This window comes from Ktedonobacter sp. SOSP1-52 (assembly GCF_016587395.1).
Genome location: NZ_BNJH01000002.1, coordinates 1040514 through 1052500 on the forward strand (window position 1 = coordinate 1040514; position 11987 = coordinate 1052500).

Below are 11987 nucleotides of genomic sequence, written 5' to 3' on the forward strand. Positions count from 1 at the left end.
TCGGCAGAAGACTAGCTGGGAGCGCGCCAGACGCGGGCCGTGGCGTCACCCTTGGTTGTGGAAAACCCTTCGTCCAGGCCGCTGCCACTGAGCAGCATGCGGCTATCTGGTGACCAGGAAGCAGAACAAATGGGTTGTGTATGCCCGCGATAGACTTTGACCAGTTTGCCTCGCTGCGCTCCCCCTTGCATTTGCCAGACATAGAGATTGGTGTCTTTGCTGGCATAGTCCCGCGCCCCTAACAGGTAGCGCCCATCTGGTGACCAGGCTAACACCTGGGGTCCCTTCAAGGCTGGTGCGCAGGCAAACACAACTCGCTGGCGCGCCACATCCCATACCTGTACATCCGCATTTTGATACGAGACCGCCAGCATCGTACCATCCGGCGACCAGGCCAGGGCCTGCGCATCCACATCTGCACGGGTGAAGAGGGCCTGCACCTTGCCGTACGCCCCAGATTGAGTGCTCCACAGGCTCACTAACTCGCGAAAATTCTCGCCGCGCGCGTCACTACTCTGTGTTAATGAGGCGATTGCGCGCCCACCGGGTTCCCATTGCAGCATATAGGCAAGCTGGCCCTGGGGAAACTTGACCGTGTTGTCTATATAGACCTGTTTCTTCTGGCGCACATCCCATATCTCAAGCCCATTGCTGGTGACCAGGACCAGAAAGTCGCCCCCAGGCGACCAGTACATATTCAGAAGATAATTGCGTGTGGCTAATGTCTCATAGGTGTCGGCGTTGAGATGGCCCAGGAGCAGACCCCTATCTGTTGCCAGGGCGTACTGTCTTCCATCCGGAGCCAGGCAGATGTTTTTTAAGAGCGTGGTCCCATACAGCCTGGCACCTGGATACAGCCATTGCTCGTTCGCGCCGGTCTGGGCATCCCATAGATAGGCATCGGTATCATCGAGAAAGGTCAGCACACGCTTGCTATCAGGGAGCCAGGCGACATAGCCAACCTTCTGGTGCGCCCGGCGATAGACAGCGATTTCATCCCCCATAACCACCGGGGGCGCTTTCCGCCAGAACCAGGAACTCCCCAGGGCGCCCAAACCCGCAACGCCTGCTACGCTAACACCTCCTGCCAGCAAGGCACGCCGCGACAGGCGAGGTGTGGTGGGAGGAGCAGGCTTCTCCAGTGGCACAGATATCTGTATCTGCTGCTGGCGCCTTTCGGTCACTTGCAGCGCCACCGCTAGCTGCTCAGAGGCAGGAGCCTGTAGCGTCCTCGAAGCCCCAAACAGGGTTCCATAGTCTCTAGAAGTTCGCTCACGCACACCTCTATCCCCTCCGTGGACAATATCGGGCGCGCTCACAGCGGCACTAGCCTGGGTAAAGGCCTGGGCAAAGGCCAGTACGGAAGGGAAACGCTTCTCCGGCTCTTTCGTCAGCGCACGCAGGACAACCTGCTCCAGTTCGTCAGGGAAATCTGGCTGATAATAACGCAACGGATAAGGAGGGGTGAGCAGGTGTTGCGCCAGCACCTCGGAGGTAGAACCTATGAAGGGGGTCTGGCCACAGAGCCACTCGTACGCTACGATACCGAGCGCATACTGGTCGCTGGCGGCACCGGGCTTCCCTTGTAACTGCTCGGGCGCCATATAGAAAATTGTACCTGCAATCGTATCCTGCGCACGCTCTTCACGTACACTATTGGCAATCATGGCAATGCCAAAATCACTGAGTAGCACCTGTCCTTCTCGATCTATCAGCAGATTCTCCGGCTTGATATCGCGATGCACAATTTTATGCTCATGTGCGTACTGTAAGGAGGAGGCGACCTGCGCGATATAGGATGCTATCACCTTCAACGGTGGGCACGTCCCCCGGGGATAGAGGGTGCGCGTGGTGCCCCTGGGAGCATACTGCATCGCCAGGTACGTCGACTCGCTCGCTTCATCGATACCAAATTCCAGGATACGCACAATCCCAGGGTAGTTCAACTGCGCCAGTACTCGCGCCTCCTGCAGGAAGAGTTCCCTGTTCTCTTTTGTCAGGGTGGTAGGCATAACCTTGACCGCGGCCTGGCTCCCCAGGTAGCGATGCTCACCCAGATACACTGAGGCAAAGCCACCCTTCCCCAACAGCCTGGTCAGGTGATAGTTCCCAACTTGTCGCCCGCTATAGTCGCTCATAACTTCTTGCTGCTCCAAACCTTTTCATGGCCCTACCTGTGGCTGGCCTTATTCCGCCTGCCAGATATGCACAACGCTTCCATCCGTGGAGGCGATACGCGTGCTATCCGGCGACCAGGCTATTGCACGCACATAATCTGTATGCTTTGCATAGGAACCCAAGAGCCTTCTCCGCACGATATCCCAGACCTGCACATTGGAGACATACCCCTGCGCCTGTAACGAACCAATAGAGGCAGCCAGCCGCGTGCCATCAGGCGACCAGGCCAGGGCCAGTATGCTCTCTCCATGCTGGCCCGCCTGAAAAACCTCCTGCTGCGCGCCGCTAAACGCATCCCAAACGCGCACATGCCCCTCGATATACCCTGTTGCCACCAATCGCCCGCCGGGCTGCCACGCGATATGCAACGCATCGTGCTCTCCCGAGGGATTGCTCACCAGGTCGCTGCCGTTATCTCGCCTCCAGGTCATAATACCAAGTAGCGCGATATCAACATCGCCTGCACTGCCACCCATACTAAAAGCAGTGGCAATATATTTTCCATCGGCAGACCAGGCGGCATCAACGTTCGAGAGCACGTGCAAACCAGGATGAGTTGTCTGCGTCTCCCCCGTGACCAGGTCCCACACAAGCAGATTTCCAAGATTGGAGGCATTCTCCTGGTCCGATACGTTCTTCATCCCCAGGACGGACTTGCCATCGGGAGAAACGGCTATAGGAATGGTGTTCTCTCCACTCTGATAGGTGGCTTGCACGACGCCACTATGCGCCTTCCATACACGCACCCCCAGCTTGCTCGAGCCTGGTGCTGCGCCCGCCTGTTGTCCATTGACGGAGACAAGAGTGTCGTTGTCGCGCCAGTTGAGGCGGGTAATGCTTCCCAACTGCTCCCACGGTTGCGCGCTCAACTTCCCCTGTCCGGCGTCCCATACCAGGACACGGTTGAGATCAGCGGAAGCTATCAGCCTTCCATCAGGCGACCAGCCCAAAGCGGTGATGGTGTTATAGCTCCCGGCCTGCTGGGGATCGTTATGAATATCATGTCCATTGAAGGTGAGCAGGCGCGTTCCAAAGGGAGGCAGTGGCTTCTGCGCTGGACTATGTGTCGGTGCCGGTGACTTCTTCGGCGTACTCTGCGCCGCTTCTGGTCGCCTCAAGATCCACCAGGCGGCGCCTCCGCCTACAGCAATAATGCCCGCCCCTAGCGCGATACTCCCCACTACCGCGCGTCGCGAGACACGACGAGTGCTTTCTGGTATGCGCTGCGTCTCCGCTTCGATCTGCCTCGTGGACAAGGCCTCGTCCCCGGTCGGTATTTCCACGACGCGCTCGCGCTCCACTATGCCGGGTTGAGCCTGGTAGCCAGCTTCATATGGCCCGGGTTCTCCCAGGCATGCCTGCTCAAAGGCGCGTGCGAAGCTGCGGATGTCGGGGAAACGCTGATGAGGGTCCTTTGCCAACGCCCGTTCTATGACGTGAGCAACGCCTGGATGTATATCTGGCAGCAGCGTGGTCAGAGAGGTTGGGGCCTGCGTGAGATGCTGGGAGAGAACCTCGCGGAAGGTTCCTACGAAGAGCGGCTTCCCGCTCAGCCAGGTATACATAATCGCCGCCAGCGCATACTGATCGCTGACGGGACGCGGATGGCCTTGAATGACCTCCGGCGCCATGTAGTTGATCGAGCCAGCGAAGGCCTCTCTATGCTGCGAGTGTGTATGATGCGCAGTAACAGCCAGGCCAAAATCACTCAAGAGTGCCTCATGAGCCGCGCCCAGCAGGACGTTCTCCGGCTTCATATCACGATGGACGATACGCCGCTGATGTGCATAGGATAAGGCGTCCGCGATCTGTATGACATGCGGCAAAATAACATGGGGTTCATAGCATTGCCCTAGACGATAGCGCTGCTGCAAGGTTCCATTTGGAGCATAGGCCATCACGAGATAGGGGACATCTCCATCGATGCCACCCTCCAGCACGCGAATAATGTTGGGGTGCTCCAGTTGCGCCAGGGTGCGTGCCTCAGCATAGAAAGCCTCCGCTTCGCGCTCCTGGATATGCGTATGCAGTACTTTGATCGCGGCCTGCATCTTCAGGTGACGATGCTCGGCCAGGTACACCTCGGCAAAACTTCCACGCCCCAGCAATTGTGTCAAGCGATAGTTACCAAGGTGCTTACCCACCAGCCCAGCGTTGCCTGTTCCATACATTTCCATAAATATACGACTCTCTCATTAACGGGGCTTAACCTGTCTATAGCGTCTACCATAGCATATTTAGAAATAGTTTGTATATGACATCCATCACATCATGAAGGAATTTCTCTTCTTATGTCCGCCACCAGAGGGTGAGGGTACTGCTGGCGCATAGGGCAGATATGGCAGTGCTAGCACGGCGCGGACATGGCTAATCACAGCGCTATCCTGGCGTATGATATTTTGCACCTCGCCACGCTGCGCCATCTTTTCTCACTCCCTGGGAAACGCCACACACCTTGTTCCTGGTCTAAGCACAAAATAAACCCGCCTTCGGATCTCCTGGGCGGGCGATCAGGCGGGTAGAATGTACTAATGAGGCAATTCGCCATCGTTATCCACACATCACTTGGTTTTGTTATGCTGACGCGGATGGGTCGTTCCTCCAGTCTTATGTGGCTTTTGATGTGGCTTTTGATGCCCCTTCCCGTGGTGTTTGGGGCCTGGCGTGCCTTTTGGGGGACCGGCATAGGTGTCCTTGTGCAATAATGTGCTCACATGAGAAGTGCTATGCGTTCCCAGATTCATAGCATGGCTCGCTGCCAAAGCAGGAGTCTTGGTTCCCACAAGCAGACACAAGACCAACACACACGTGACCAGGAAGAGACTGATGCTCCTCTTCATCGCCGAAGCGCTCATGTTGCCTCCTTCATACCAATAACTGTCTTCGGACCTTCTCTCGTTATAAACCAATCTACTAGCTTCTCTCAAGAGCAGCTAGTGAGGTCAAAGATATAGCTGTGTTTTCACGTAGTACAGCTTTTCTCTTTTCCCTACGAGTATCAGTATAGATCGTCTCCAATGGTTGCAGTTGATGAACCAATTTTCATACCTACGTTTCACAAATGTGCAAGGGCCTGAAAAAGCCAATTCGCAAGTTTGCGCCCTACATCGGCTCTGGCCTGGTTTCAACACATCCACAAATCCAGGCGATACTTCAAGCGGGCGCTCAGGCGGTGGCAATTCATCATGCCCATCTCTGACCCTGACACTCCCGCAGACGATTAGGGAACTATCATGCTCTCATGCTAGAATACTGTGGGCACCGCTGCTCGCATTTTCACCGAAAACGCCGCAGGATGCCCCTGCCCTTTCAGGCATGAGGAGGAATGCGGCGTTCCTTTGTAGGTGGCTTGGGTGGAATACGCCGCAGACATGCTTTCATCTGCTTATGTATTATTGACGGTCAGATGAAAACTATGATATAATTTAGAGTATGAAAACGGTATTAACAGCTAAACTCAAATTGAATACAACGCCCGAGCAATTCAAGGCATTACGCTCTACGCAACTGGCTTATCGTGATGCTCTCAACTATGTAAGCCAGTACGCCTTTGCGAATGGCAAATTGAGTAATGCTCTTCGTTTGCAAGATGCCACCTACGATGAGATCCGCCTCCGTTTTCATCTCCCTTCGCAAATGGCCTGTTCTGTTCCTCGCCAAGTTGCAGCCTCGTATAAAGCCCTCTGGACAAAGGTGAAGAACAATGCTGCTCATCGTAAGGCAGGTCTCACCAAGAAACGGTATAAAGGGCTTGATCAGGCTCCCACGTTTCTCTCTCCCACGTTGACCTACCAGTATAAGAAAGACTACACGTTCAAGAAAGAGCAGCACGTGAGTCTTCTCACGCTCGATGGACGTATCGTTGTGCCCTATACTGGCTACAATAAGCATGTGGCATTGATCCAGCGTGGTACGGAGATTGGCGCATCGAAACTCTGGTATGACAAAGCCAAGAAGCAATTTTACCTCCTTGTCTCCCTAGACGTGGAGATGGCTGATCCTCCCCCCGAAACACACAAGCAAGTCGTTGGCGTGGATGTGGGGATGCGATACCTTGCCGTCACGGCGACAATGCAAGGCGATTGCACCTTCCATGCTGGCATCTCTACGGTTGCCAAATCACACCACTCTGCACGACTGAGAAAGCGTCTGCAAAAAAAAGGCACTCGTTCTGCAACGAGAAGGCTCGTTGCCATCAGTGGACGAGAGAGACGGTTGAAAGCAAACGCCAATCATGTCGTGAGTAAACGGATTGTTACCCGATATTCTCAAAGCTTGATTGGGCTGGAGCATCTGACAGATATTTGCGAGCAGACCAAACGACGGAAAGGCAAGCGAGCCAGTGCAAAACAGCGCAAAGCCAATCGTGCCTTTTCCAAATGGTCCTTTGCAGAGTTGCACAGTATGATCGCTTATAAAGCGCTCTTGCATCAAAGTATGGCGATTAAGGTGGATGCCAACTACACCTCGCAGGCCTGCCCCAAATGTGGGCATACCTGCAAAGAGAATCGTCCTCACAAGGGCTTGCTCTTTCTCTGTCAGAATTGTCAGTACACGCTCCATGCCGATCTGGTTGGTGCAAGAAACATTGCGATGCGAACGCTTCTTATCCGGCAAGACTGGATAGGAACGGGCCTCTTGTCAGTACGCCCTGATGTGTCGGACGATGAAGCCAAAGCAGCACGCCTGAAAAGGTATGCTGAATTGCGGTGGAGTTCAGACACAACTCCAAGCCCTCGGCTTTAGCCGTAGGGTACTGACTACTACATTGCTGTTTGTTGCTCAAAGAACACGGAGGATTGTACGTATGGCCAAGTATGTATTAGCACTGGATCAGGGCACCACCAGCTCACGCGCGATTGTTTTTGACCATGATGGGGCAATCGTCAGCGTCGCCCAGCAGGAGTTTCCTCAGATCTATCCCGCTCCCGGCCTGGTCGAGCATAATCCCGAGGACATCTGGTCTAGTCAGTTGAGCGTTGCGCAGGAAGCCTTGAAAAAAGCCGGAGCCTCCTCTACCGACGTAGCGGCAATCGGTATCACGAACCAGCGTGAGACCGCCATCGTCTGGGAGAAGGCAACTGGCAAGCCTGTTTTCAACGCCATCGTCTGGCAGAGTCGCCTGACCGCTCCTATTTGTGATGAGCTCAAGGCCAAGGGCTTTGACAAAGAGCTCCGCGCCCGTACTGGCCTGGTAACAGATGCCTATTTTTCGGGAACCAAGGTTAAGTGGATTCTCGACAACGTGGAGGGAGTACGCGAGAAGGCGGAGCACGGCGAGGTCCTCTTCGGCAACGTCGATACCTTCCTGATCTGGCGCCTGACCAGGGGTCGAGTCCACGTTACCGACGCTACCAACGCCTCGCGCACCCTGCTCTACAATATCCACGAGGGAGAGTGGGACGATGTCATTCTCAAAGAACTAGGCGTGCCACGCGCCATGCTCCCCGATGTGCGCCCCTCCAGCGAGGTCTACGGCGAGACCGATCCCGAGTTCTTCGGTGGCCCCATTAAAATCGCGGGTATCGCAGGCGACCAGCAGGCCGCAACCTTTGGCCAGGCCTGCTTTGAGACCGGTATGGCCAAGAACACCTATGGCACCGGCAGCTTTATGCTGATGAATACCGGTTCCGAGGCTGTTGAATCCAAGAATGGTCTCCTGACCACCATCGCCTGGCGCTTGCAGAACCAGACCACCTACGCCCTTGAGGGCAGCATCTTTATCACTGGCGCGGCCGTGCAGTGGCTACGCGACGGCCTGAAAGCGATCGAGAGCAGCGGCGATGTCGAAGGCCTGGCCAATACCGTTGAGGATAATGGCGGCGTCTATCTCGTTCCCGCCTTCGTGGGCCTGGGCGCCCCCTACTGGGACTCCTACGCACGTGGCGCCATCCTCGGCCTGACTCGTGGCACCACGATGGGCCATATCGCCCGCGCCACTCTGGAATCGATGTGCTACCAGACACGCGATGTACTGGAGGCCATGGTCGCTGATAGCGGAGTCGATCTTAAGGCCCTGCGCGTCGATGGCGGCGCCGCGGTCAATAACACGCTGATGCAGTTCCAGGCAGATATCCTCGGCGTACCCGTACAGCGTCCCAAGGTCGCGGAGACCACCGCGCTGGGAGCCGCCTACCTGGCTGGTATCGCCACCAACTTCTGGGGCGGCCCCCAGGAGGTCGCAGCGCAATGGGCGATTGATCAGACCTTTGAGCCACGCATGAGTGAAGACCAGCGCGAAAAGCTCTATATGGGCTGGAAGAAAGCCGTCGAGCGCGCCCTTCACTGGGAACAGTAGCTTGCTGGAGGTTGCGTGAGAGGGGGAGAACCGTCGCGACGGTTCTCCCCCTCTCTGTTCTACGGATACTTAGCTCTCTACAGCCTGCACAGGCTCAATCGCTGGAGCAGCGGGCTCCTCCTTCAGTTCCTGGCGGAAGGCCTGGCTCTTGGCGACCGCAGCCTGGTAGCGCTGCTCTTGCTCAGCACGCTCCTCTTCGGGCCAGCCGCAGAGCGTGCTCATCTCCTTGAGGACACGTGGCAGGGCCGCCAGCCCCTGGTCCTGAGTATAACCTAGCATTGTCCGCCGTAACAGGAAGTCTTCGGCGTCCACGCAGAACTCGCGCGCAACGGCGTGATGGATCTGCGCCACAATGTCCAGGTAGGCGGGATGGATACGCTCCCCCAATTCTGGCTGCCTGCGCAGCAGGGCAAAGATGCTTAACGCCTCCGTCCCATACAGGCTCAAGAGATGTTCGACCTGCTCATTTGGTAGGTTCAGGCTCTCGCTCTCTTTGTAGAGCAGGTCGCGCATATAGCGCAGGCTCTCGTCCCGCCCCTGGGTTCGAACACTCAGGCGCGCACCGGGCAGAGGAACCTTCGCGGTCTGCGCTCGCGCCGAGAGCCCCAGTTTCTGGCAGGCCATGTCTACGGCGTCTTCCGCAATACCGCGATACGCCGTAATCTTGCCGCCCACCACCGCCATGTAGCCGTGTAGATTATTGGTTTTGGCATAGTCGACCAGCGCATGCTTGCGTGAGACGGCCGACTCGCTTACACCCTCCTTACGCACCAGGGCACGCAGCCCAGCCGTGGTATAGTAAATCTTGCGCCACTGCGCCTCCGGGAGAAACGTCTCGACCGAGTCGCGCAGGTAGTCGACATCTTCACCATTGGCGCGTACCAGGTCGGGCGAGTCATCGTAATCAGTATCGGTTGTACCGACCCAGGCATAGCCCTGCCAGGGAATGACGAAGAAGAGACGGTCATCCTTGCGCGCAAAGAGAACCAGGGCATGGTTGCTCGCGGGAGGGGAGGTAAAGTGAATGCCCTTGGTCATGCGTACGCGGTGACTAGGCTTATGCAGCAGCTTGCCCGTCAGGCTATCGAGCCAGGGTCCAGCCGCGTTGATAACCAGGCGTGCTCGGACCTCACGCTCCTCCCCACCGCGCTCATGCCGCACCTTGACCCCGGTAATCTCCTCTCCTTCTCGCAACAGACCCACAACCCGCGTGTGATTCCAGATCTGCGCGCCATGGTCGCGAGCATCGAGAATGTTCTCCATAACCAGGCGCTCGGTCGATGGCACCTGCGCATCATAGTAGCACAGCGCCCCTTGCAGGCCATCAGGATTGAGCAACGGCTCACGCTTCAGCACCTCTTCCCGATTCCAGAAGTTATGGTTCGGCAGGCTCTTATCATAGGAGAGCAGGTCGTAGAGGATCATGCCCATTTTGAGCCTGGCGCGATAAAATAGACTGCGTGACCACATTGGTACAACAAAGCGGAGCGGATTGACCAGGTGAGGGGCAATACGTAACAAGATCTCGCGCTCGCCCAGGTCCTGGCGTACCAGGCCAAAATCGAACATTTCCAGGTAGCGCAGACCTCCATGGATCAGGCGCGTTGAGGTCGAAGAGGTTCCCGCGGCAAAATCGTCCTTCTCAAAGAGCGCCACTCTTAAGCCGCGTAGAGCCGCGTCACGTGCAATACCCGCCCCCACGATTCCTCCGCCAATAATAACGACATCGAAAAGCTCTCCTTCGAGTTGTGTGAAAGGAGATATTGTACTCATAGCCTGTTCCACTCCAGTCTTCTTTTAGAACTCTCTATCTCTACTATGCCAGCCCGCCAGAAGAGAAACAAAAAAAGCCCTAAGCCTTCTTTATCTATCTTCGGCTCAGGACTTTTCAAATCAGTGTCTCAGGTTATATTACATTGCAATCAAGTCAATCGCTCCATGCTTGCATATGAGCACGCTGACTGCTGTATTTTTAGCTGCAATATTTTTTACCATTCAATTATACCTGGAGCATGGGTGTTTGTCAAGTTATTTTTGGTTCCTGAGCGCCGCAGCAGGCCGAGGCAGAGGAAGCGCCACCTGGAGGCAGTTCGCGTTTGACGCGGACGCTACCTGGATGTTACCTTTAGGGAGGACCACACACCCCGGATTTTTTCGCCAGCGATCCAGCCTGGCTAGCTATTTCAGAGGAGAGATCTCTTATGACCATTGTTGTTCGCCAACTCGCGACGCCAGAGGAGATGGACCAGCAGTTTATCTGGGCCGACCAGGCCTTCGCGCCCACGCCCGATCCCGTCAATGCGCGCGCCTGGGGCCAGACGGTCTTGACGCAGCCTGACTTCCGCCCCCAACAACTACGCGGCGCTTTCCGCGAAGAGGCGCAACTGGGCGGCTATGGGCTCAATGAATGGCTACTGCGCATTGGCGAGGCTCGTATCTCCACCGGCTGCATTGGCATGGTCGTCACCAACTCCAGCCAGCGTAAGCAAGGGGTAGCGACGGCTCTGATGCGCGACGCGATCCAGTTTGCGCGCGAACAGGGTCATAGCCTGCTCCTGCTGGATGGCATTCCAAATTTCTATTATCGCTACGGCTATACCGATGTCTTTGATTCTTCTACGGAGGAGATCAATCGCGCGGCCATCCTGGCTCATCCCGCAAGCTCCCATAACGTGCACCAGGCCACGCCAGAGGATGCACAGTCCATACGCGATCTCTACGAGCGCCGCCTGAGCGGTTTTACTGGCAGCTTTGAGCGCTCACGCGAGAAACAAGAACACCTGTTGCGCCACCGCTTTGGCAAAAATACAATCTTACTCGCCACGTCTCCCGAAGGCAAGGTTGAGGGCTATGTGCTTGCTTCACGTGCTCCAAGCCCGGCCGTGGCTCTGGAGCTCTGTGCCGACAACTGGCCTGCCCAGATCGCGCTCATGCAGGCACACGCACATCTCTCTGATGGACCAGAGGCGCCAGCGATACATACCTATTATCTCCCGCCTACCTCAGAAGAACTCTATCGCGCCATCGCCCATCTCGAAGTGCCCGATACCTCCCACTGGCACGGCCCTGCTGAAGAATGGGGCATCCGCACAGTACAGGCGCACCATCGCTACGCGGGCTGGATGGGGCGCATTGTTCATCTACCGACCTTCCTCGATGCCCTGCTACCCGAGTTGCAAGTGCGCTGGCGCCGCTCCCTGGCCCACTGGTCAGGCGAACTACATTTCCTGGTGGGCGAGGAAAGCTATACGCTTGGCATCTCTGGCTCCGAGCTTCAGAGTACCACAAAGTCAACCGATAACGCGAGCACCTTCCAATGCTCGCTCCAGGACTTCACGCAACTGGTCCTTGGCTATCGCCCCCTCTCGTGGGTCCTCACACAGCAGCCACAAGAGCTTTCACCAACTGAGCAGACCGTGTTGCAACAGCTCTTTCCGCCCAGCCAACCCTGGATCAGTTTTAGCGACTGGTTCTAGAAGCGACTGGTTCTAGAAATATAGAAGATTGCGTT

At 56.3% G+C, this 11987-nt stretch carries 8 protein-coding genes; 3 read left to right on the plus strand and 5 right to left on the minus strand.

Translation table 11 applies throughout. The features are described from left to right. Positions 1-11: 11 nt before the first annotated feature. The 4 genes from JMJ16_RS20100 to JMJ16_RS20115 form a co-directional block, all read right to left on the minus strand. Positions 12-2138 (minus strand): WD40 repeat domain-containing serine/threonine protein kinase, encoded by a 2127-nt coding sequence (locus tag JMJ16_RS20100; protein WP_201384368.1) that lies wholly within the window; start codon positions 2136-2138, stop codon positions 12-14. Positions 2139-2186: 48 nt separating this feature from the next. Continuing rightward, on the minus strand, positions 2187-4355 hold the full coding sequence (locus tag JMJ16_RS20105; protein WP_201384369.1) for a WD40 repeat domain-containing serine/threonine protein kinase: 2169 nt from the start codon (positions 4353-4355) through the stop codon (positions 2187-2189). An 87-nt stretch (positions 4356-4442) separates the two neighbouring features. Next, positions 4443-4601, minus strand: a complete 159-nt coding sequence (locus JMJ16_RS20110) for a hypothetical protein (protein WP_201384370.1) — start codon at positions 4599-4601, stop codon at positions 4443-4445. 138 nt (positions 4602-4739) lie between these two features. Further along, the gene (locus JMJ16_RS20115; protein ID WP_201384372.1) at positions 4740-5033 is read right to left on the minus strand and encodes a hypothetical protein; all 294 of its coding nucleotides are present in this window, start codon (positions 5031-5033) and stop codon (positions 4740-4742) included. Positions 5034-5610: 577 nt separating this feature from the next. Between JMJ16_RS20115 and JMJ16_RS20120 the strand changes: the two genes are divergently transcribed. After that, on the plus strand, positions 5611-6924 hold the full coding sequence (locus JMJ16_RS20120) for an RNA-guided endonuclease TnpB family protein (RefSeq protein ID WP_201384374.1): 1314 nt from the start codon (positions 5611-5613) through the stop codon (positions 6922-6924). A gap of 61 nt (positions 6925-6985) precedes the next feature. Further along, entirely contained in the window at positions 6986-8476 is a 1491-nt protein-coding gene (gene glpK / locus JMJ16_RS20125) for a glycerol kinase GlpK (RefSeq protein ID WP_201384376.1), read from the plus strand. Between the two features lie 69 nt (positions 8477-8545). Here the strand turns inward: glpK and glpD are convergent, their stop codons facing one another. Continuing rightward, positions 8546-10249, minus strand: a complete 1704-nt coding sequence (glpD, locus tag JMJ16_RS20130) for a glycerol-3-phosphate dehydrogenase (protein WP_201384378.1) — start codon at positions 10247-10249, stop codon at positions 8546-8548. A gap of 428 nt (positions 10250-10677) precedes the next feature. Between glpD and eis the strand changes: the two genes are divergently transcribed. Further along, entirely contained in the window at positions 10678-11952 is a 1275-nt protein-coding gene (eis, locus tag JMJ16_RS20135) for an enhanced intracellular survival protein Eis (RefSeq protein WP_201384380.1), read from the plus strand. Positions 11953-11987: the final 35 nt, after the last annotated feature.

Excerpts from the sequence above, each read along its gene's own strand:
- glpK (WP_201384376.1), top strand. The coding sequence starts at position 6,986 with ATGGCCAAGTATGTATTAGCACTGGATCAGGGCACCACCAGCTCACGC.
- glpD (WP_201384378.1), bottom strand. The coding sequence starts at position 10,249 with ATGAGTACAATATCTCCTTTCACACAACTCGAAGGAGAGCTTTTCGAT.
- JMJ16_RS20115 (WP_201384372.1), bottom strand. The coding sequence starts at position 5,033 with ATGAGCGCTTCGGCGATGAAGAGGAGCATCAGTCTCTTCCTGGTCACG.
- JMJ16_RS20100 (WP_201384368.1), bottom strand. The coding sequence starts at position 2,138 with ATGAGCGACTATAGCGGGCGACAAGTTGGGAACTATCACCTGACCAGG.
- eis (WP_201384380.1), top strand. The coding sequence starts at position 10,678 with ATGACCATTGTTGTTCGCCAACTCGCGACGCCAGAGGAGATGGACCAG.
- JMJ16_RS20110 (WP_201384370.1), bottom strand. The coding sequence starts at position 4,601 with ATGGCGCAGCGTGGCGAGGTGCAAAATATCATACGCCAGGATAGCGCT.
- JMJ16_RS20105 (WP_201384369.1), bottom strand. The coding sequence starts at position 4,355 with ATGGAAATGTATGGAACAGGCAACGCTGGGCTGGTGGGTAAGCACCTT.
- JMJ16_RS20120 (WP_201384374.1), top strand. The coding sequence starts at position 5,611 with ATGAAAACGGTATTAACAGCTAAACTCAAATTGAATACAACGCCCGAG.